Origin of the sequence: Streptomyces europaeiscabiei (genome assembly GCF_001550375.1) — a bacterium.
In the GTDB taxonomy this organism is placed as follows: Bacteria; Actinomycetota; Actinomycetes; order Streptomycetales; family Streptomycetaceae; genus Streptomyces; species Streptomyces europaeiscabiei.
Genome location: NZ_LRTR01000606.1, coordinates 1 through 20,054 on the forward strand (window position 1 = coordinate 1; position 20,054 = coordinate 20,054).

Consider the following 20,054-nt stretch of genomic DNA (forward strand, 5'->3'; position numbering starts at 1 on the left):
GCCCAGCCGGGCGGAGCGGCGTGTGACGGCCTGGGTCCGCGGGCGGCGCAGCAGGTCGTACGAGCGCAACGCCGCGGCCACGTCCGGGGTGCCGTCGAGGCAGTGGGCGAGGGTGACCGCGTCCTCCAGCGCCTGGCACGCACCCTGGCCCAGGTTGGGGGTCATGGCATGGGCCGCGTCGCCCAGCAGTGCGACCCGGCCGCGGACGAAGGAGGGCAGCGGGGGCAGGTCGTACAGGTCGTGTCGGAGCACCGTGTCCGCGGGGACGGCGGCCAGCAGCGTGGGGACGGGATCCGGCCAGGACCCGAACCGGCGTAGCAGTTCGGCGTACTCGGACGAGCCCGAGGCCGCTCCCGCCGGCAGTGAGGCGGTCGCGAAGCAGTACATCCGCCCGCCCGGTAGCGCCGTGTAGCCGAGCCTCGCTCCGCGGCCCCAGATCGCCGCCCCTTCGGAAGGGGGCTCGGCGAGGGGCTCGGTGACCGTGCGCCAGGCCGTGTAACCGGCGTACCGAGGGCCGGTGGCGTCGGGCCACAGGGCGCGGCGGACCACACTGCGCAGCCCGTCGGCGCCGACGACGAGGTCGGGCCGGGACTCGCCCCTGCGGTGATCGACGACCAGGCCATGGCCGCCGTCGCGGACCACGGACACCTCGCTGCCCGGCCGCAGGCTGTCGGCGGGCAGCGCCTCGGTGAGCACTCTCAACAGGTCCGCGCGGTGCAGGACCACCAGGGGATGGCCGAAGCGGCGCGCCAGCTCCGCGTTGTCCGTACGGGACAGCCAGCGGCCCTGGCGGTCCCGTACGCCGCCTACGGCCTCGACGGCGCCGAGTGCCCGGACAGCGCCGGCCAGACCGAGCGCCTCAAGCGCGTGCAGCGCGTTCGGCCACAGGGAGATACCGGCGCCGATCTCAGTGAATTCCGGGGACCGTTCGAGCACCTCGACGCGCCAGCCCCGGCGATGCAGGGCCACGGCCGCAGCAAGCCCACCGATCCCGCCGCCGACGACGGTCGCGGCGCGCTGCGGCATGGGTCCTCGCTCTGCGTTCGGGGGCGCCGCCCCCGGTCAAGTGGCCGTCGATCCGGTGCCCGAGTGGCATGCGACGCGACGCGGGTCCGGCTGAACAGCGCCCCATAGCAGCATGTCGACAGGTGCCTGTCAATCTGACGAGCTGCACCCGGTGCTGCTGAAGAGGCTGCGGGCGGCCAAGACGCCGGCCCGGTCCCGGCCCAGGACCAGGGCTTCCGGGTCTCCTCGCCGAGCAACGCCGCCGGGGCTCTCCGCGGGTCTGCCTCCAGGGCCGCGGCGCCCGCGGATCTGCGCCGAGGCTCCGGTGGGCGCGCCCACCGGAGCCTCGGCGCGGTCAGGCCAGACCGAACCGCTCGGCGTGCACCTGGAGGTGGGGAACCTTCAGTCCGTGCAGGGCGCTGAGCACGGCCGAGGTCATCGCGGGCGGGCCGCAGACGTACACGTCGCGTTCGGTGATGTCGGGGACCAGGGCACGGAGGCTCTCCGGCTCGAACGGTGGGCTGCCTTCCCCGGTGCGGCCGGTGAGCAGGTGCAGGCGCCCGCCGAGGTCCGCGACCAGAGTTCGTACCTCGTCGACCAGCACGGCGTCGTCCTCGCTGCGCACCCGGTAGAGCACGACGACGTCGCCCGCCGGTTCCTCCTCCAGCAGGGCTCGAACCGGTGTGATCCCGACCCCGCCGGCGATCAGCAGGGCGCCGGGCCGGGTGCGGTGCAGTGAGGTGAACGCCCCGTACGGTCCTTCGACGAACGCGCGGGTCCCGACCGGGAGGTGCCGCAGGCCGGCGCTGGCGCTGCCGGCCGCCTTGGCCGTCAGGCGCAACGTGCGGCCGTCAGGTGCCGCCGACAGCGAGAACGGATTGGCCAGCCACCAGTGGTTGTACCCGGGGAACCGCCAGATACAGAACTGGCCCGCCCTGGCCGGCAGCCTGTCGAGATGGCGGCCGGTGACATGCACCGACACCACGTCGTCCGACTCCGGCACCACGGCCACGACCTCGAACCGGTGATAGGCGTTGCGCCACAGAGGCATCACGATCCGCCCCGTGACCAGGGCACCGAACGCGAACAGCCACAGGGCCCACCAGTAGATCATCGCGGGCGTGGAGGAGCTGAAGGTCGTGGTCTCCTGCAACTGGTGGACGAACGCCAGCCCCAGCGCCAGGTACAGCAGCAGGTGCACTCCGTGCCACGTCTCGTACCGCAGCCTCCGCCTCACCTGTCGGGCGGAGACGGCGGCGACCACGACGACGATCGCCGCGGCCAGCATTCCGAGCAGGGAGGCCGGCACTCCGGCCAGCGCGAAGAACGTCTTCGTCATCGACGCGTCATCGAGCCGCGCGTAGCCCAGCACCACCAGCACGGCGTGGGTGAGGAGGGTCCACAGCAGGGTGAAGCCGACCCACCGGTGCCACAGCGTCAACCGGTCCATGCCGATACGGCGGTCGAGCCACGGCAGACGGGCCACCAACAGCAGTTGGAACAGCATCAGCACGGCGGCGTGCAGGCCGAAGAACTTGGCGACCGTGAGCACCCCGTTCTTGCCGGTACCTGCGGTGAGGAAAAGAACCTCCACGATCACCAAGTTGACGATGACGAACGTCCACAGCGCCCAACGCGCCGCGACGACCGGAGGTATGGTGCCCTGTCGCACCTGTGTACTTGTCGCCTCCACCGTTTCCCCTCTTGTCCATGTGACGTACTTGCCCGGTACCCGCGCGGTCGCGGGACCCGAGCGTCCCGATCTGAAATACGGCGCCCCTGGGCGGGGCAAGAGTACGGAACATGGCGAGAAGTTGACCCTACTTGGCCTCGACTGTTCTTGTTCCGCGATCGGCACGCCGGTCGAGCGGACCCCACGTGCCTCATGAGGTGCCCTGCGATCACTTCGCGGGGCGCCCTCCCCTTTCCTCGACGTCACCCTCGCGCACCCGCAGACAGCCGGACCAGCGGGTCTGCAGCCCTACGCGCCGATGACGCCGACGTGATGCGCGGGTCAGTGACCTAGACAACAGGAACCACCCGATGCGCGCCCGGCGCCCAGCGCTCCCATGCGCCGCGCGTCCGCGGCTCGGGCCCGGCCCGTTTCCGATCCCGCCTCGTGGACCACCCGTCCGGAGACCAGGGTGTATTGGACCTTGGTGTCGCGGATCTCCTTCACGGGCACCTTGGTGATGTCCCGGTCGAGGACGACCAGATCGGCCCGTCGGCCCGGCCGAACGGTTCCCGAGTTCCCGTCATGCAGTTGGTGCGCCGCGCCCGCGGTGTGCATGACCAACGACTGGGACCGGGTCAGCCCTTCGCGGGCGTTGAGAGGCGGCTGGTTCGCCTCGGGGTTGCTGCGGTCGATCGCGGTGGCGATCTGGGTGAAGGGAAGCAGCGGGTCGACCGGCCAGTCCGAGCCACCGGCCAGCACGGCCCCCGCCTTGGCCAGGCTGCGAGCCGGGTACAGGCGCGCGTACCGCTCCGGCCCGACGAAGGGCCGCAGCGCGTCGTTCGTGAACGAGGAGGGCAGCGCCCACTGCAACTGCATGCTGGCCACCACTCCGGCGCGGGCGAAGCGCCGGTAGTCGTCGGGATGCACCAGTTGGAGGTGGGTGATGGTGTGCCGTCGGCTACGGCAGCCTGGGCGGGCGACGGCCTCGTAGGCGTTCAGGGCCGTGCGTACGGCGCGGTCGCCGATGGCGTGGGCGTGCAGCTGCCAGCCGTCCGCGTCCAGAGCGCGGACGAGGGCCCGGTAGTCCCGGTCGCTGACGTGCAGAGGGCCGCGGTTGTCGGTCGGCCTGCCCTGGGCGTCCAGGTACGGGTCCAGCAGGGCGGCACTCTGTGCCGGGAACTCCATCACGCCGTCGAGGAACACCTTGGCCGTGGTCAGCCGCAGCCCGGCCGGCCCGGCGAACCGCCTGCGCACGTCGCGCAGGAACTCTGCCGCCGCCCTGGGGCTCTTGGCGAGTTCCGCGTCGATCACGAGCGCGGGGGTGACGCGCTGCGGCAGCAGGCCCTTGGCCATGAGCTCGGCGTAGGTCGTGACGAGATCCTCGCCGCCGGCGGCGTCGAGGAAGGACGTGATGCCCGCGGCCAGGAGCGCGCCGGCCATCTTGATCTGCGCGGCGAGGATCAGGGCGGGACTGTGCGCAGGGATCACCCGGTTGACGAGTTCTTGGGCGTCGTCCACCAACAGACCGGTCGGTTCCCCGTCGGCTCCGCGGACGATCTGTCCGCCCGCGGGGTTGGGGGTCGTGCGGTCGACTCCCGCGAGGGCGAGTGCCCTGCTGTTGACGAGGCTGTTGTGGAAGTCGGAACCCTGCAGGTAGATCGGTCGTCTGGTGTTCAACGAGTCGAGCAGCGACTTGTCGGCGACGGTGCCCGAGGGCAGCAGGCCGACGGGGTTCCAGTCGGCCACCTGGAGCCAGCCGTCCGGTTCCTGCGCCGCCGTGGCGTCCAGCATCTCCTGGCGTCTCGCGCGGAACCGCGGAACCGTCATACTCGCGTTTCCCAGCGACGGGTTCAGGGACAGCACGGCTGCCCCGAGTGGGTGCATGTGCCCGTCCTGGATGCCCGGCATGACCGTACCGCCGTCGGGGTCGATGACGACCGTGCGGGGGCCGATACAACGGCGTATGTCCGCGTTTCTTCCGACCGCGAGAATTCTTCCGTCACTGCCGACGGCCACCGCCTGCGTAGGCGCGCCGCCCTGGGCCGCGGTGAACACCCGTCCGTTCAGCGCCACGGTGGCCACCCGCACCGGGGTCCGGCCGGTCGCGGCCCGGGCGACCGGGGCGGCACCGGCCACCGCGAGGGCACCCACCCCGGCCACGGCCAGGAACGTCCGCCGGTGCAGCGGGCCGTCCGTGGGTGCCGAGGAGGTGCCGTCGCGAACATCTGACATCTGATAACTCCTCACCCGGCAGCAGTCGTGCCGACTGCCGTCGCCGGGTACGCTGAGTGATTAAGGTGTTAACCACAAGCCTTCATGGGGCTGTTGGGGTGCATGGGGTAACACATGACGAGTTCGCGTGTCTGGCGGCGTCCCACGCTCGGCGCCGTGGCGGCACGGGCGGGGGTGTCCACGGCCACGGTGTCGAACGCGCTCAACGGCACCGGACGACTGTCCGAGGCGACCAGGCAGCGTGTGCTCGCCGCGGCGCGCGAGGTCGGTCACGCCCCGGCCAGCGCGGCCCGGGCCCTGGCCCGCGGGAGCACCGGAGTGCTCGGCCTGACCATGACGACGTACGGTGACCTTCCCGTCTCGTACATGGAGATCCCCTATTACGCACAACTGACGCTGGGCGCGATGTCGGCGGCGCACGAGCGCGGCTACATGCTCATGGTGATGCCGAGTTCCCTGTCACCGTGGATGTGGCTCAACACGCCGATGGACGGCGTCATCCACGTCGGGCCACGGGCCGATGACCCGGTGTCTTCCATCCTGCGGGAGCGGGGTGTCCCGATGGTCACCGACGGCCGCCCGCCCCAGCCGCACTGGCGCGACGCGTGGGTGGACCCCGACTACGAAGCGGGCCTGCGCCTCCTGCTCGACCACCTCACTGAGGCCGGCGCTCGGCGGATCGCACTCTCCCAGCCCGTGCACGACGACGAGTACCCACACCTGATCGGACGTGCCTACGCCTCCTGGTGTGCCGACCACGACCTGCCCGCCCTCGTCGAGGAGTACGCCTCGCTGCCCGACTACTTCACGGCTGAACGGGACGCTGTCAGCCGGTTGCTCAACCGCGATCCACGACCGGACGCCGTCATCGGCGCCTACTCCGACTCCGGTCACAACATCCTCGCCGCCGCCCGGCACCACGGGCTTCGAGTGCCGCAGGATCTGCTGGTGGCGTGCATCAGTGAGGATCCGGATTACGCGACGACGACCCCGCCCGTCACCACGCTGGGTCTCCGCCCGGACCGGGTGAGCGACGAAGCGGTCGACCTGCTGATCGCTCTCGTCAACGCCCGCTGCGGTGTGGACCGGCATCGGCTCGTGCAGCCGGTCCTGACCCCTCGCCGGTCCACACGACGCCCGGTACGGCGAGAGAACGGCTCACCCTGACCGCAGGCCCGGACCGCGTCGGCGGGGCATGGCCTCGCCATGCCGTTCGGTCGGCCGGCGACAGGCTCGGAGCGCTGCGTGGGCGGGCCGCGGAGCGCTCCGAGCGGGCCGGTCAGAACTGGCAGGTGTCCATCCAGCGCGTGACCAGGGAGGTGTTGTTCTTGTCGGCGTCACGTAGGGGACCGCACAGGAACGGGCTGAAGCGGGTGTCGGCGCGCAGCCAGTGGCTGAGGAACGACACGATCCACTTGCCCTGCTTGGCCTTGTTGCCGGAGCCCGTCATCGGGCACAGATGGTCTCCGGGAACCTCGATGTAGAGCTTCTCGGCCTGGGACATGGAGTTGTACCAGGGCAGCGCGTAGGTGTTGCCGTGGGCGACAGGGTCGCTTTGGCAGGTCAGGAAGAACGTGGGTTCGGTGACTGCGGAGAAGTTCGTGTTCGGGAGGTAGGGGGCTGTGGGCACGCCCGCCCGGAAGCGTGAGTCGTCCCGCAGCGCCGCCATGACGCCACCGCCGCCCATCGAGTGACCGACCGCGCCCAGCGTGCCGTTGACCTTCCCCGATATCGGGTTGCCGGTGGCGTTGCCGAGCGCGAGCAGCTGGGTGCCGGCGGCGGTGATCTGGCGGCCGCGCGATTCGGGATCGTCGGTGAGTGTGTTGGTTCCGACGTTGATGACGACGAAGCCCCAGGAGGCGAGGCGGGGTGCGAGCCACTGCAGGTTCTGTTGTGTGCCCTGATAGCCCGGCATCAGTACGACGCCCGGATACGAGCCACTGTCCGTGGGGTACGTGACCGTGCCGGAGCCGAACCCGGTCGGGCCGGGAACGGTGTAGGTGGCGGTGGTCAGCGGCCCGTTGGCGGCTTCGAGGGAAGCGGTCGTCGGGTCCGGGATCCCGTTGCCCGGAGGAGTGGCGCCGCCGGAGCCGTACACCTGGAACTCCCACAGCGAGTAGCCGTAGGCGGTGCCGCGCCGGGTGCCGTGGATGCGGACGTACCGGCCGTTGCCGTCCACGTCGAGGGTCTGCACGCCGCCGGTGCTGGTCGTGGTCGAGTGGATGGTGGTCCAGGACGTGCCGTTGTCGGAGGTCTGGATCTGGAACGCGCGCCCGTAGGCGCTCTCCCAGCGCAGCACGACTTGGCTGATGGTGGCGGTGGTGCCCAGATCCACGCTCAGCCACTGCGGATCTCCGAACGCGCTCGACCAGCGCGTCCCGGTGTTGCCGTCCACCGCCGCAGACGCGGAGGTGGACTCGTTCTCGGTGGACGAGGCGGTCGCGGGTCTGCCCTGGGACAGCAGGTCGGCGGCGGCCGCCGCCGTCGGCGGGGCGACGGCTGTCAGCAGGGCCAGCGCCAGGCCGATGACCGTTGTCAGGGCGATCAGAGCCGTCATGGCACGGGGCCGGCTCCGTAACTGCCCGGTCGTGTTCGATGAAGGACTGGATGGACTCACGGGAATACCTCCGGAGAAGCGGTGAGAGCACGGTGACTGGACAGGCGAGATACGCACCGCACTGTGAACACTGCCGGAGTACGCCGGAAGGTGAACCCTCACCGTGCGGAAACTGGGCAAATCGATGGACCTCCTCCTGATCGGGGCGGGCCGAAGCGGTTGAAGAGCGGGTCATCCCTGTTACCGACAACTGGTGGGCGCGCACGATCGCCGTGGGCTGAGGCTGCGCCGATGCCGACGTGCCGAGGCCGACGCCATGGTCGGTGCCGTTGGTCGATCCGGGCTGTGCCACCACGGTGGTGGACCACATCACAGCCGCGGGCGACCGGCTACCGGCTACCGGGACTGTGCGAAGAGCCAGTCGATGACCACGTCGTTCTCGTACGTCTGGGCCCATGCGAGGTGGGGGTTCACCGGTGTCGTTCCGGGCGTGTAGCTGGTGAACAAGACGTGACTGCGTGTGGTCCGGGCCTGCCGCAGGAGTGCCCGGGACCGGGCCTCGAACTGTGCCTTCGGCAGATCGTTGGCCCACTCCCCACGGCTGACCCGGGCACCGGCGCTCTCCAGCGCGTTCATCAGTGTCCAGGTGCCGGGCTTGCCGAACCGACCCTCCCGGTAGGGGACGACCGGGTCGTCGACGGAGTGGTCGGCCCAGATCGGGATGTGCGTGATCCGGTCCATGGCGGCCGAGTCGCCCCAGCCGGCCGTTGGCAGGGCAGCCGCGAACACGTCGGGGCGCTTCGCCAGCAGGCTGTAGATGCCGCGCCCGCCCGAGGACAGGCCGACGAGATAGAGCCGGGCCGCGTCCACGTTTCGGGAGTGCTCGCTCACGAAGGTGTCGATGAGTTCGATGAGCGCGCCCTGGACCTTGGCGTCGGTCCAGTCCGTGCCGTCGGGTCCGTCCATGGGACGGGGCAGGGGGATCTGCGGAGAGAGGACGAAGGCGGGGTCGCGGCGCTGTCGTTCCGGTTTGGCGAACGTGACCGCGATCCGGTTGGAGGTGAGCTGGGTCATGTTGTTGTCCGCGACTTCACCACCGCCATGCAGGGTGACGACGAGTGGGTACCGCTTGCGCGCCTGCGGGTTCCGTAAGAATCCCTCGGGCCGGTACAGCCGGAAGTCCAGTTCGAAACCTGCGGAGTCGGTGAACGAACCGGCGGCGAAGTCGTCGGCCACGGGAGTGATGACGTCGTCGTTCCGGCTCGCGAACGGACCGGCCCTGAGCACTGGTTCGCCTTCCGGGGTACGCACGTCCGCCACTTGCCTGACGGAGTAGCCGCGGTCGAGCGGTAAGGGGTCGGTGCCCGCGGCCCGCGCGTTGGAGTCGTTCGGGTCGAGTTCGATGATCAGGCGGTCCCCCGGCCGCCCGGGGTGAGATCGGTCGTCCACTTCGGCGGTGGTGCTGGAGTAGACCCGGGTCACTGTACGCGCCGCTGTCTGTCCGCCCACGGTGGCCTTCACCTGGAAGGCCGAGGACGGGATCACCCCGCCGCGTAGGTCGATGCGATACGAGTACTGGACGGCGACGGCTGTCACCAGCCAGTTGTTCCTCGGCGTCACCCGCGTGACGAGGTCCGTTCGCAGGACCGGGTTGTGCCCGGAGGTCGCTTGTCGTCCTTGGGCTGTGGCTGTCGTGGTGTCGGAGGCCGCGGCGGTTGCCGTGCTCACGGCCGGCGCCGCGACCGCACCTGCTGTCACTGCGAGCGCCGTACGTCTGGTGATCCGTCCCATGCGTCCTCGTCTCGGTCTTGTGGGGCACCCGGACCGGGTGCCTGGTGTGTGTGGCGGTGTTCGCCCCAGCTCCGGACTCCCGGATGCAGGCGACACGTTGGAGGTTCGAGCGCCAGGTGCGGTGGCTGCTCGGTGCCCCCGGCCGGGGGCACTCCGCCAGGCCGGGGGCACCGGTCACAGGGGGAACGCACCGGTCAGCAGGGCACCGACGGTCATGACCAGGGTGGTGGCGAAGGCCCAGCGGAAGATGAAGCGCTGATGTTCGCCGAGCGACACTCCGCTCATGCCGACCAGGATGAACGTGGACGCGGTGAGCGGACTGAGCGGGAACCCCGTGGTCATCTGGCCGAGAATGGCAGCCCTGGCGACCTCGGCCGGGTCCGTGCCGAAACCCTGCGCGGTCTCGGCGAGTACGGGCAGTACGCCGAAGTAGTAGGCGTCCGGGGTGAAGACCAGGCTCAGCGGCATGCCGGTGACGGCCACCGCGACGGGCAGGTGCGAGCCGAAGGAGTCGGGGACGACGGAGACGAGTGTCTCGGCCATCTCGTCGATCATCCTGGTGCCGCTGAGGATCCCGGTGAGGACCCCGGCCGCGAAGATCATCGTGGTGACCAGGACCACGCTCTTGGCGTGCTTGTCGAGGAGCGCCTGTTGCTGTTCCCAGGTCGGGTGGTTGACCAGCAACGCGATCGCGAACCCGAGAACGAACAGCACCGGAAGGGGCAGCACTTCCTGGATCAGGCAGATCACGAGTGCGAGGGTGAGAAGGAGGTTGAAGGTGTTCAGCCAGGTGCGCGGCAGCGGCGGGACCCGGACGGTGCCGGGCCCGTCCCCGGGAGCCCCGCGTGCCTGACGCTCCCCGTCGGCCGTCGCGGCGGTGGCGTGCCGACTCGACTCGGGTTCCGTGGTCGCCGTGACCGGCGCAGAAGCAGCGGGTTCACGGTCGTCCCCCTTGTCCTCGCCCTCGCACGCGTCCGGTGCCGGACCGTGCGGGGACAGCGCGGCAAGACGGTTGCGTTCCCGGCGGCCGAGCAGGTAGGAGGCCACCAGGACCCAGGCGACGCCGAGGCCCATCGTGGGCAGTACGGGGGTGAAGACCTCGGAACTGTCCAGCTTCAGTGCCGCCATGGCGCGTACGGTCGGGCCGCCCCAGGGGACCATGTTCATCACGCCCGCGCCCAGACAGACCACTCCGGACAGCACCAAGGGGTTCATACCGAGCCTCTGATAGACCGGCAGCAGTGCGGAGACGGTGATGAGGAAGGTGGAGGCACCGTCTCCGTCCAGGGCCACGCACAGCGTGAGGACGGCTGTGGCGACGGTGATCCGCAACGGGTCGCCACGCGCCACGCGCAACAGACCGCGGATCAGAGGATCGAAGAGCCCGGCGTCCACCATCAGGCTGAAGTACAGGACCGCGAAGGCGATCATGATGCCGGTGGGGGCCACCCTGGACAGCCCACCGAGAATCAACTCGCCGAGATCGCCCGCGAAACCTCCGATGAGCGCCGCCAGCACCGGGAGCAGGATCAGAGCGACGAGTACCGAGGCGCGCTTGGTCATGGTGAGCAGCAGGAGGACGGCGATCGTGGCGAAGCCCAGGGCTGCCAGCATGACGGCGCTCGCTTTCTTGGGGACGGGCCCTCGGCGGCGATGGGCAGGAGCAGGGCTGAGCTGGGCTGCGCGGGGGGCAAGCAGGCCGAGGTGTTACGCGAGAGTTTCGGAGCACTGACGGATCGGTGTCCAGCATCAAACCGAGATCTGTCCATGCGTTAAGCGCATCAATCCAAGCGGAAGCGCCCTATGCTCGTCGGCCATGGAGGCCACCACCTTGCGTCAACTGGCGGCGTACACCGCCGTAGCGCGGGCCGCGAGCTTCACCGCGGCCGCCGCGGAGATGCACGTGTCCCAGTCCTCGCTCAGCCGCGCGGTCGCGGATCTGGAGAGACAACTCGGCGTCCAGCTCCTGGAACGGGACACCCGCAACGTGCAGTTGACCGCGGCGGGCGTCGAGGCACTGCGTGTCGCCGAGCAGGTCGTCACCGCTCACCGGGCGGGTATGAAGGAGCTCAGGCGTTACCTGCTCGGCGAGTCGGGAACGGTCGCCGTGGCCACTCTTCCCTCCGTCGCGGCGGTGCTCCTGCCGCAGGTGATCTCCGACTTCCGCGAGCGGCGGCCACAGGTGGCGGTCCGACTCCTCGACGGCCTGGAGCGGTCGGTACTGAACCGGGTCCTGTCCGGCGACGCCGACTTCGCGATCACCACCGTCGGTAACCCGCCGGAGCAGTTGGAGCACCGCCCACTGGTCAGGGACCGCTTCGTCGCGGTGCTGCCGGAAGGCCACCCGCTCACCGACCGCCACGAGATCGCCTGGGACGACCTGGCTCGTCAGCCGTTCCTGGCCGTCGGGCGCGACTCGAGCGTGCGCCGATTCACCGACGCGGCGTTCGCCCAGATCGACGCGCACGCGGTGCCGGCGGCCGAGGCGGGCAGCATCGCGACCGTGGGGGGACTGGTGACCGCCGGCCTCGGGGTGTCGGCGATGCCCGCCCTGGTGCTCCCGCTGATGGGTGCCGGTCCCGTCGTCTGCCGTCCTCTGGTGGACCCCGTGGTGCACCGGCGCCTGGACGTCGCGCTGCGCGCTCGGCGCACGCTTCCGGCCGTGACGGAGCGGTTCCTGGAGACGCTCGAGGAGTTCCGCCTCCAGGCGCGTCCACTTCCGCCCGGGGTCTCGTGGGCTTGAGGCCGCGTGCCGCTACCGGCCCTTCTCGATTCATGCGTTTTTCGCATTGATTGATGGCCTTCTGTTGCTCGACAAGCATTTCTGCGCTCCGGCAGTCTGAAGACAACGGCGGTAGCCGTGCCGCATCAACGCGGACGGCGCTGTCGGGGACCCACGCGGAACGGCAGGGCAAGGGAGCTCAGCGGTGTCGGATTCGGATGACGAGCGGAACGCCCCCGGAAGCGGGCAGCTGCGCGGGCTGAAGGTGGTCGAGTTCGCCCATGTGGTGGCCGGTCCGCTGGCGGGGTCGATGCTGGCCGACCAAGGGGCCGACGTCGTACACGTAGAACCCCCCGGCGCCGGAGACGCGGCCCGTGCCATGGGGCCCCAGCGTGATGGTGTTCCCCTGTGGTTCAAGGTCGCCGGCCGCAACAAACGCTCGGTCACCCTCGATCTGCACCACGAGGCCGGCCGGCTGGTCGCCCACCGGCTCGTCGCCTGGGCGGACGTCGTCATCGTCACCCTGCGCGCGGGACGCCTGCGCACGTGGGGACTCGACTGGGACTCCGTGCACCGGATCAACCCCCGGGCCGTGCTGTTGCAGATCTCCGGCTTCGGCGCCACCTCGTCGCAGGCGGACGCCCCCGGTTTCGGCAAGGTGGGTGAGGCGCGCAGCGGAGTCGTCCATCTGACCGGCTTTCCCGACGGCCCGCCCGTGCACACCGGCTTCTCGCACGGCGACGCCGTGACCGGCCTGATGGGCGCCTACGCCGTCCTGGCCGCACTCCACCGCCGCGACCACGACCCCGGGTTCGACGGCGAGTGGATCGACCTCGCTCTCTTCGAGTCCCTGTTCCGTCTGGTCGAGTGGCAGGTCATCGTCCACGACCAGTTGGGACGCGTACCCGAACGCTCCGGCAACCGGTTGGCGGTCGCCCCGGGGGCCGTGATCAACACCTACCGCTCCCGTGACGGCGAGTGGATCACGGTGACCTCCGCGACGCTGCGATCGGTCCGCAACATCGCCCGCCTGCTGGAACTCCCCGGCAAGGAGTTCACCACGGCTCAGCAACAGTACGACCGGCGCGAACAGTTGGACGAGAACCTGCGGAACTGGGTGGCGGAGCGCGGCGGCGGCGAGTGCCTGGAGGAGTTCGCCCGTGCCGAAGTCGTGGCCTCACGGGTGTTCGACGCCGCTGACATCGCCGCCGACCCCGTGTACGCCGAACGCGAGGACATCGTCACCGTCGACGATCCCGATCTCGGTCCGGTGCGTATGCAGGCGGTGATCCCGCATTTCCGGCAGCGCCCCGGGCGGGTCTGGCGGACGGGGCCCGCCCTCGGGCAGGACAACCACCTGGTCTACGGGCAGTGGCTCGGACTCAGTGCGGACGAGCTGGCCGACCTGGAGAAGAGCGATGTCATCTGAGGAGTCCTCGATGGGCCCTGGCGAGGTGGACGCGGGAGTGATCGACCGGCCCCCGCTGCGCTCCCTGCTCTTCGTCCCCGGCACCAGAACCGACTGGCTGCCCAAGGCCCGGGCGGCGGGCGCCGACGCGGCCGTCCTCGACCTGGAGGACGCGGTGCCCGACTCCGGCAAGCCTGCCGCGCGTGCACAGGTGGCCGACGCCGTCGCACGGGCCGCCGCCGCGTCGGCCGACCAGGCGGGAGAGATGGCACTGTTCGTCCGTGTCAACCCGCTGGACGGCTGGGCAGGGGCCGAGGAACTGCGGGCGGTGGTACGGCCCGGACTCGCCGGGGTCGTCCTGCCCAAGGTCCGCTCCGCCCAGGACGTGAAGCTTGCCGACCGGCTGCTGGGCTGGTGCGAACAGGAACAGGGCCTGCCGCCGGGGCGGGTCGCCCTGGTGCCCCTGCTGGAGACGGCGCGCGGCCTGCGCGCGGCCTACGACATCGCCCGAGCCGCCTCGCGCATCGCCTACTTGGGCGCTCTCAGCGCCCCCGGCGGTGACGTGGAACGTGCCGTCGGCTACCGCTGGAGCCCTGAGGGAACCGAAACGGTCGGACTGCGCTCCCGCGTTCTGCTGGACGTCAGGGCGGCCGGAGTGCCGTGCCCGGTCAGCGGACTGTGGACGCGCATCGGCGACCTGCCGGGGCTGCGTGCCTTCGCCGAACAGAACCGCTCCCTCGGCTACGAGGGCATGATGGCGATCCATCCCTCACATGTCCCCGTGATCAACGAGGTGTTCTCTCCCGGCCCCGACGAACTCGCCCGCTCCGCAAGGCTGATCGCGGCGGTCGAGGCGGCACAGAGACAAGGGACGGGCGCTGTGACCTTCCAAGGTGAGATGGTCGACGAGGCCATGGCCCGTACGGCCCGACTTGTGCTCGAACGACACGGGGCACAGGTTCGCGTGGCACGTACGAGTTCCGCGTCGAGGCCGCGGACCGGTGACGTTGAGCGTCCCCTGACGGACACTCACCCCCGCTCGCTCTGACCTCAGGCCGACGCGTGTCGCCTGGCCCTACACCTTCGCTCGGATGCGCCCGGGACGGACCACGGACACCCCCGGGCTCATCTGCCGTCCTGTCCACCAGCGGCGCGCCCCGCAGTGGCACGGCGACGCGGTCTCCGTGCCGGTTCCGCAGCGCCAGAATCACCCGTCCATGGCTCCCTGGCGCCGCGTGGTGCCGTACGGCGTAGCGCAGCTCTGCGGCGGACAGGTCGGTGGCCGGCCGACCTGTCACTTCCTCCGGCTCGTGCCCGAGCCGTCGCCCGGCTCCGGCCCTTGACATCATGACGGTTCCGCGAGCGTCGATGCCGACCGCCAAGTCGTCGGGTGCGGCTGTTCCCTGCTCCTGTGTTCGTGTCGGGCCCATCGTCCAGGGGGGGTCCGGCCTCGTTCCGGCCGCGCCCCGGCACGGCGCTGCGTCACGGCACCCCGGCACGGCGCTGCGTCACTCGCCGCGGGGTGCTGCCTCCAGTACCCCGCCGAGGGACACGGCGCTCGGTCGGCCGCGGCAGGCCAGCCGTCCGACGATCCTGGGGGCCGAGCCGGGCTACAGGGGCGTCGACGACGACGGCACGAAGGGTGCACCGTGTCCCGGCACGATCAGGGCCGGGCCGAGAGCCAGAACCTTCTCCCTGGCCGCCCGCAGTCGATCGCGGTCGGGCGCGAAGGGGTCGTCGGCCGGCCCTTCGGCGGTCCACCACAGATGGGTCAGGACCACCAGGCCCTCGTCCACCGTCACCAGGGTGCTGACGTCCTCGGCGGTGTGACCGGGGGTCGTCATCAGCGTGATCGACGGGGAGAGTTGGTATCCGTCGGCGTCCCGGTCCTCCCAGACGTCGTCGTGGTAGATGGCCATGTGGTCGTGGAAGCGGGCTTCGGGAAACAGGGCCGCGTTCAGTGTGTGGTCCGGGTGGTGGTGGCTGAAGATCACGTCGGTGACGTCCCCGGGAGCCAGTCCGTGGGGCGTCAGCGGATCCAGGATGAGCCGGCGGTCCGCGACCATGCCGGGATCGACGATCGCGACGGTCTCGCCGTCGACGAGCAGGGTGACAGTGCCGGCCACCCGCGTGTCGGCGTAGCCGGTGGTCAGGACGTGGAACGAGGCGGGCATGAAGGAGCTCCTCCGGTGAGGCGTTGAGTGATGGGTGTGGGGCCGTACGAGCCGGTCACCGGGGCAGGAGTGCCCGGAAGCCGGTGATCAGGGCGCGAAGACCGACGTCGAAGGCGAGTTCGGCGCGGCGATGGTCGGTGGGGGTGTCCTCGAGTACGGCGGTGAGGTGCGGGGCGGTTTCGCGGGTCACGTCGGAGACCATCACCGACGGGGCCACGAGGTCCAGGGCGGAGCCCAGGACGAAGCTCTCCATCGCGTTGATCAGGGGCATGACCTGGCTCGCGCTGAAACCGGCGGTCAGCAGGAGTTCGGCGACCTTCTCGTACATCGCGTGCATGAAGGGTTCGGCGAGCGGTGCGGTGGCGAGCAGGGGTACCGCACCGGGGTGCGTGGCGAAGGCCGTGCGGTAGGAGCGGGCCCATTCCTCCAGGGCCTGCTCCCAGGGCTGTGACGAGTCCCAGTCGCCGGGGCTGGTCTCCAGGGCCAGCTCCTCCCTCATGAGCGAGACGATCTCGTCCCGGCCGGACACATGGTGATAGAGCGCGGAGGGGGCGACGCCCAGCTTCCTGGCCAGGGCGGGAATGGTGAGGACGCCCTGGTCGTCGGCGAGTCTGAGCGCTGCGGCACCGATGCGTCGGCGGTCCAGCAGAGGGGTGCGCGGCCTTGGCACAAGGGCTCCTCTTCGTCTGTCTCCCCGTTCGCGCAGGCGGCACGGCCCCCTGCACGACGTCATCGGAATTTTACCGAATGACTTTCAGTAAAACTCTTCCCGGCCGTTCGGGTGACCCCTACATTACCGAAACCGAATCGGTTTCAGTTCGGTTGCCGTACAACGGAAGGGCGTCACTGCCATGCGCGCCGACATCGTGTTCACCGGAGGGACCGTCAGCACCGGGGCCGCCGAGCGCCCCGTGGTCGACGCACTCGCCGTCACGGGAGGCAGGATCAGTGCGCTCGGCCCGGAACGCGGCGCGCGGCAGTACCAGATCGCCGCCCTGCTCGCCTCCGGCGCACGCGTCTCCCTCGGCAGCGACTGGCCGGTGACCGATCTCGAACCACTGCGGGGCATCGCCACCGCGGTGACCCGTCAGACGCCCGAGGGGATCCCCGACGGCGGCTGGCTCTCCCAGGAGAGGATCGACATCTCGACCGCCCTGGCCGCCTACTCAGCCGGATGCGCCCACCAGGCGTTCGAGGAGGAGGAGTGGGGCGTCCTGCGCCCCGGAATACGCGCCGACCTGGTGCTTCTCGCCGCCGACCCGGTCGGGACCGCGCCACGCGACCTCGCAGACCTACCCGTCCTGGGCACCTGGCTCGCCGGACGGCCCACGCACGGTTTCGACGCCCTCTTCCCCGTTCCTCCCCAGGGACGGTAGCCGCACGGCACCTTCCGCGGCCGAACCGCTCACCAGGGTCAGCAAGCAACATCCACCTGTCACCTCGCGCATCACGCGGAGACCTCCATGACCGAGCCCCGAACTTCCCACGCTCCGCAGCAGCCCCCAGCGGCTGCCGGGACGGAGCCGACCGGCCAACTGCAGCGGGCCACACTCGGCGTCACCGACATCGTCTTCTTCGTCGTGGCGGCCGCCGCCCCCCTCACCGTGATGGCGGGTATCGCCCCGCTCGCCATCCTCTTCGGTGGCATCGGCGCCCCGGTCGCCTATCTGACGGTCGGCGTCGTGCTGTGCCTGTTCGCGATCGGTTTCACCGCCATGACGCCCCATATCCGCAACGCGGGCGCCTTCTACTCGTACATCGCCCGGGGCCTGGGCCGCCCTGCCGGACTGGGAGCGGCACTGCTGGCGGTGTTCTCCTACAACACCCTGCAGATCGGCACCTACGGCGCCTTCGGCTTCTTCGCCGCCGGCACCGCGAACGACCTCCTGGGCGTCGACCTGCCCTGGCCGGTCTACGCCTTCGCCGCGATCGCCGTGGTGTGGTTCCTCGGCTTCCGGTCGATCCACGTGGGCGCCAAGGTCCTCGCCGCCCTGCTGATCGCGGAGACCGCCATCCTGGTGCTGCTGGCCGGCGCGATCCTCGTCGAGGGCGGCGCGGACGGCCTGAGCCTGGCCTCCTTCGCCCCCTCCAACGTCTTCACATCAAAGATGAGCGCACCGCTGGGCCTCGCCATCGCCGCCTTCATCGGTTTCGAGGCCACCGTCCTCTACCGCGAGGAGGCCCGCGATCCCGACCGCACGGTGCCCCGCGCCACCTACCTGGCCGTCGGCTTCCTCGGCCTCTTCTACACGTTCATCGTCTGGGTCATCGTCCAGGCCTTCGGCGACGACAAAGCCGTCGGGACCGCGGCGCAGAACCCCGCAGAGATGTTCTTCACCGCGATGACCCGCTACGTGGGCGACTGGGCCACCGACCTCCAGCGCGTCCTGATCGTGAGCAGCCTCCTGGCCTCCCTGCTCGCCTTCCACAACGCCATCACCCGCTACGGCTACGCGCTGTCCGTCGAGGGCGCGGCCCCCGCCCTCCTGGGCCGCATCCACCCCCGGCACGGCTCGCCCTGGATCTCCGGCATCGCGCAGACCGTGCTGGCGGCCGTGGTCACCGCCGTCTTCGCCGCGATCGGCGCGCACCCGTACAACGAGTTCCTGCTGTGGGTGAACACCCCTGGAGTGGTCGGAGTCCTCGCGCTGCAGACGCTGGCCGCCTGCGCCGTGGTCGCCTTCTTCCGCCGCAACCCCGATGTCGGCGGAGCGGGACGCCTGCGCACGGTCGCCGCACCCGCGACCGCCGCGCTCCTCCTGGCCGTGATCACCGTGCTGGTCTGCACCCGCCTCAGTCTCTTCACCGGCGCCCCGCCCCCCGTCAACTGGACGCTCGTCGCGCTCACCCCGATCGTCTTCACGATCGGCGCGGTCCTCGCGGTGCGGATGGGCCGCAAGCGGCCGGAGGTCTACGCCAGGCTCGCCACCACCGACGTCGACTCCGTGTGACCGACGGGCGGGCCCCGTGGCGGGACGAATGATCCGCGACGGGGCCTGCCGCGCCCGGTGCGGAGTCGACGTCGACTCACGCGACACGGCGCGGGCCGGTTCACGGCGGGCGCTCTCCGCGACCGGTGCGACGTTCACCGCGTCGCGACCCCGTCCCCTCAGCCCCGCGCCGCGGACTCCCGTGTCCTGTCCGCCGCGAGCAGCGTGGTGAACGGTGCCCCGGATCGCGTGACCGGCTACTGATCCGGGACCGCTCGGGCGCAGTCCGGTACCGGGTCAGGGGCGAGAGTCTTCCTCCAACTTCTCGAAGAAGAACTCGTGCTTGAGGAAGGAGACGTCGTACTCGTGGCCGGACTGCGGCGGCAGCAACTGGGACGCCTGGAACAGGCGCCATCCGTCGTGCAGCGCGGCGAGCCCGGTGGCGTAGGGCGGCTCGTCGCTGTCACCCGTCGTCGGACGGGATCGGCCGGTCCCGTCGTACCGGGACCAGCCCACGACGTCGGAGTCGAGTGCCGATGTCGAGAGGTACAGGACCAGAACCTGCTGTCTCACGCGTGACTCCTCAGGGCCGGCCGGTTACTGACGCGCGTGACCCAGTACTCGACGTCGAACGACTCGTTGCCGGTCAGGGCCCGCCACAGCAGGACCCGGTTGTAGATCTCCAGCCGGGCGGTGGCCTGCTCGTACCAGGGGAAGTACATGTCGAGTTCGGCGGTCACGGCCGGGGCGTGCAGGTCGGTGGTGTCCCAGAGCCGCACCTGCGGCACGGTCGGGTTGAGACGGAGTTTGTACATGTAGCGACGGCGTGCGGTGTCGTTGCGGCGGCCGCCGTGCCAGATGCCGTGGTGCAGGAGGACGACCGTGCCCGCCGGGCAGGTCAGACGCGTCTGCCCTCTGAGGTTCTGGACGCGGCCGACGTCCGTCTCGTTGATCCTGCGCAGATGGCTGCCGGGCACGCTGAGCGTGCCGCCCATCTCGGCGGTCACCTCGTGCGGGTAGTACATGAGCTGGATGTCGAACGCGTCCGGCCGTACGTCGATGATCGCGTCCCCGTGGAGGGGCTGCGCGTGTCCCTCGTGCGGCTCGCGTACATGTACCGCATGGTGGTCGACGGTCGGCTCGGGGCCGACCAGGCTCTCGACCGCGCCCGCGACGACCGGCAGGGCGAGCAGGTCGTGGACGAAGGTGTCCTGCGCGAACGCCTTGCTGAGCGGAGTGCCGTAGGGCACGTCCGGCAGGCCCTCGGTCAGGGTCGCGACGGCCCGTTCATTGATCTCCTGCGGGACCACTCCGTCCAGGCGCAGAAATCCCTGCGCGACGAAACTCGCCACCTGAACCGATGTCAGGAGTTGCTTGCTGGTTGACATGCGACGAACGTACGTGCCCCGCCTGGCTCAGTCGTGGGCTGAAATCTTCCAGTACTGGTAATTTTCCATCCTCGTGAAGCTCGTGACACCACGGCTCGACGTGCCGCCCGCCGTGGTCGGCACCGTCATCGGGGCTATGGCGTCTCCACCAACCACGACGCCTCCCGGCCGC

At 70.3% G+C, this 20,054-nt stretch carries 16 protein-coding genes; 6 read left to right on the top strand and 10 right to left on the bottom strand.

All coding sequences use genetic code 11. The annotated features are described in order from the left end of the window. From AWZ10_RS29235 to AWZ10_RS29245, 3 genes are all read right to left on the bottom strand, one after another. A partial coding sequence (locus AWZ10_RS29235; RefSeq protein ID WP_060892437.1) for an FAD-dependent monooxygenase occupies positions 1-1,026 on the bottom strand: 1,026 nt, incomplete at its 3' end. A 334-nt stretch (positions 1,027-1,360) separates the two neighbouring features. Next, on the bottom strand, positions 1,361-2,677 hold the full coding sequence (locus AWZ10_RS29240) for a ferredoxin reductase family protein (RefSeq protein ID WP_060892438.1): 1,317 nt from the start codon (positions 2,675-2,677) through the stop codon (positions 1,361-1,363). A 342-nt stretch (positions 2,678-3,019) separates the two neighbouring features. Beyond that, complete coding sequence (locus AWZ10_RS29245) at positions 3,020-4,912, bottom strand: amidohydrolase (RefSeq protein WP_060892439.1); 1,893 nt, start codon at positions 4,910-4,912, stop codon at positions 3,020-3,022. Positions 4,913-5,026: 114 nt separating this feature from the next. On the opposite strand from AWZ10_RS29245, the gene AWZ10_RS29250 reads away from it, so the two are divergent. Then, the gene (locus AWZ10_RS29250; protein ID WP_060892440.1) at positions 5,027-6,079 is read left to right on the top strand and encodes a LacI family DNA-binding transcriptional regulator; all 1,053 of its coding nucleotides are present in this window, start codon (positions 5,027-5,029) and stop codon (positions 6,077-6,079) included. A gap of 112 nt (positions 6,080-6,191) precedes the next feature. Here AWZ10_RS29250 and AWZ10_RS55515 read toward each other — a convergent pair whose 3' ends face one another. The 3 genes from AWZ10_RS55515 to AWZ10_RS29265 form a co-directional block, all read right to left on the bottom strand. Next, positions 6,192-7,469 (bottom strand): poly(ethylene terephthalate) hydrolase family protein, encoded by a 1,278-nt coding sequence (locus AWZ10_RS55515; RefSeq protein ID WP_060892441.1) that lies wholly within the window; start codon positions 7,467-7,469, stop codon positions 6,192-6,194. A gap of 396 nt (positions 7,470-7,865) precedes the next feature. Beyond that, positions 7,866-9,197: a prolyl oligopeptidase family serine peptidase gene (locus AWZ10_RS29260; protein ID WP_244172579.1), complete on the bottom strand. Its 1,332-nt coding sequence runs from the start codon at positions 9,195-9,197 to the stop codon at positions 7,866-7,868. A 237-nt stretch (positions 9,198-9,434) separates the two neighbouring features. Further along, on the bottom strand, positions 9,435-10,874 hold the full coding sequence (locus tag AWZ10_RS29265; RefSeq protein WP_060892443.1) for a CitMHS family transporter: 1,440 nt from the start codon (positions 10,872-10,874) through the stop codon (positions 9,435-9,437). A 202-nt stretch (positions 10,875-11,076) separates the two neighbouring features. Between AWZ10_RS29265 and AWZ10_RS29270 the strand changes: the two genes are divergently transcribed. The 3 genes from AWZ10_RS29270 to AWZ10_RS29280 all read left to right on the top strand — a co-directional run bounded on the left by AWZ10_RS29270 (position 11,077) and on the right by AWZ10_RS29280 (position 14,438). Then, positions 11,077-12,003, top strand: a complete 927-nt coding sequence (locus AWZ10_RS29270) for a LysR family transcriptional regulator (RefSeq protein WP_060892444.1) — start codon at positions 11,077-11,079, stop codon at positions 12,001-12,003. A gap of 184 nt (positions 12,004-12,187) precedes the next feature. Then, a complete protein-coding gene (locus tag AWZ10_RS29275; protein ID WP_060892445.1) occupies positions 12,188-13,411 on the top strand; it encodes a CaiB/BaiF CoA transferase family protein in 1,224 nt (407 codons plus the stop codon). A gap of 10 nt (positions 13,412-13,421) precedes the next feature. Further along, entirely contained in the window at positions 13,422-14,438 is a 1,017-nt protein-coding gene (locus AWZ10_RS29280; RefSeq protein WP_079104469.1) for an HpcH/HpaI aldolase/citrate lyase family protein, read from the top strand. Positions 14,439-15,000: 562 nt separating this feature from the next. On the opposite strand, the gene AWZ10_RS29285 is transcribed toward AWZ10_RS29280, so the two are convergent. Together AWZ10_RS29285 and AWZ10_RS29290 are read right to left on the bottom strand one after the other, a co-directional pair. Further along, the gene (locus AWZ10_RS29285; protein ID WP_060892446.1) at positions 15,001-15,564 is read right to left on the bottom strand and encodes an MBL fold metallo-hydrolase; all 564 of its coding nucleotides are present in this window, start codon (positions 15,562-15,564) and stop codon (positions 15,001-15,003) included. Positions 15,565-15,619: 55 nt separating this feature from the next. Continuing rightward, positions 15,620-16,234 carry a TetR/AcrR family transcriptional regulator C-terminal domain-containing protein gene (locus AWZ10_RS29290; protein WP_060892447.1) on the bottom strand — a complete coding sequence of 205 codons (615 nt, stop codon included), beginning with the start codon at positions 16,232-16,234 and terminating at the stop codon, positions 15,620-15,622. Between the two features lie 181 nt (positions 16,235-16,415). Here AWZ10_RS29290 and AWZ10_RS29295 point away from each other — a divergent pair, with 181 nt between their 5' ends. Beyond that, the gene (locus AWZ10_RS29295) at positions 16,416-16,940 is read left to right on the top strand and encodes an amidohydrolase family protein (protein WP_060892448.1); all 525 of its coding nucleotides are present in this window, start codon (positions 16,416-16,418) and stop codon (positions 16,938-16,940) included. A gap of 87 nt (positions 16,941-17,027) precedes the next feature. Beyond that, complete coding sequence (locus AWZ10_RS29300) at positions 17,028-18,515, top strand: APC family permease (protein ID WP_079104470.1); 1,488 nt, start codon at positions 17,028-17,030, stop codon at positions 18,513-18,515. Between the two features lie 276 nt (positions 18,516-18,791). On the opposite strand, the gene AWZ10_RS29305 is transcribed toward AWZ10_RS29300, so the two are convergent. Beyond that, positions 18,792-19,067: a hypothetical protein gene (locus AWZ10_RS29305; protein ID WP_060892449.1), complete on the bottom strand. Its 276-nt coding sequence runs from the start codon at positions 19,065-19,067 to the stop codon at positions 18,792-18,794. Beyond that, positions 19,064-19,882: a phytanoyl-CoA dioxygenase family protein gene (locus AWZ10_RS29310; protein ID WP_208618569.1), complete on the bottom strand. Its 819-nt coding sequence runs from the start codon at positions 19,880-19,882 to the stop codon at positions 19,064-19,066. The genes AWZ10_RS29305 and AWZ10_RS29310 overlap by 4 nt, the downstream gene beginning before the upstream one ends. Positions 19,883-20,054: the final 172 nt, after the last annotated feature.

What these genes read in the sequence shown, in the direction of transcription:
- AWZ10_RS29245 (WP_060892439.1), bottom strand. Translation starts at nt 4,912, where the DNA reads ATGTCAGATGTTCGCGACGGCACCTCCTCGGCACCCACGGACGGCCCG.
- AWZ10_RS29250 (WP_060892440.1), top strand. Translation starts at nt 5,027, where the DNA reads ATGACGAGTTCGCGTGTCTGGCGGCGTCCCACGCTCGGCGCCGTGGCG.
- AWZ10_RS55515 (WP_060892441.1), bottom strand. Translation starts at nt 7,469, where the DNA reads ATGACGGCTCTGATCGCCCTGACAACGGTCATCGGCCTGGCGCTGGCC.
- AWZ10_RS29265 (WP_060892443.1), bottom strand. Translation starts at nt 10,874, where the DNA reads ATGCTGGCAGCCCTGGGCTTCGCCACGATCGCCGTCCTCCTGCTGCTC.
- AWZ10_RS29270 (WP_060892444.1), top strand. Translation starts at nt 11,077, where the DNA reads ATGGAGGCCACCACCTTGCGTCAACTGGCGGCGTACACCGCCGTAGCG.
- AWZ10_RS29280 (WP_079104469.1), top strand. Translation starts at nt 13,422, where the DNA reads ATGGGCCCTGGCGAGGTGGACGCGGGAGTGATCGACCGGCCCCCGCTG.
- AWZ10_RS29285 (WP_060892446.1), bottom strand. Translation starts at nt 15,564, where the DNA reads ATGCCCGCCTCGTTCCACGTCCTGACCACCGGCTACGCCGACACGCGG.
- AWZ10_RS29295 (WP_060892448.1), top strand. Translation starts at nt 16,416, where the DNA reads ATGCGCGCCGACATCGTGTTCACCGGAGGGACCGTCAGCACCGGGGCC.
- AWZ10_RS29300 (WP_079104470.1), top strand. Translation starts at nt 17,028, where the DNA reads ATGACCGAGCCCCGAACTTCCCACGCTCCGCAGCAGCCCCCAGCGGCT.
- AWZ10_RS29310 (WP_208618569.1), bottom strand. Translation starts at nt 19,882, where the DNA reads ATGTCAACCAGCAAGCAACTCCTGACATCGGTTCAGGTGGCGAGTTTC.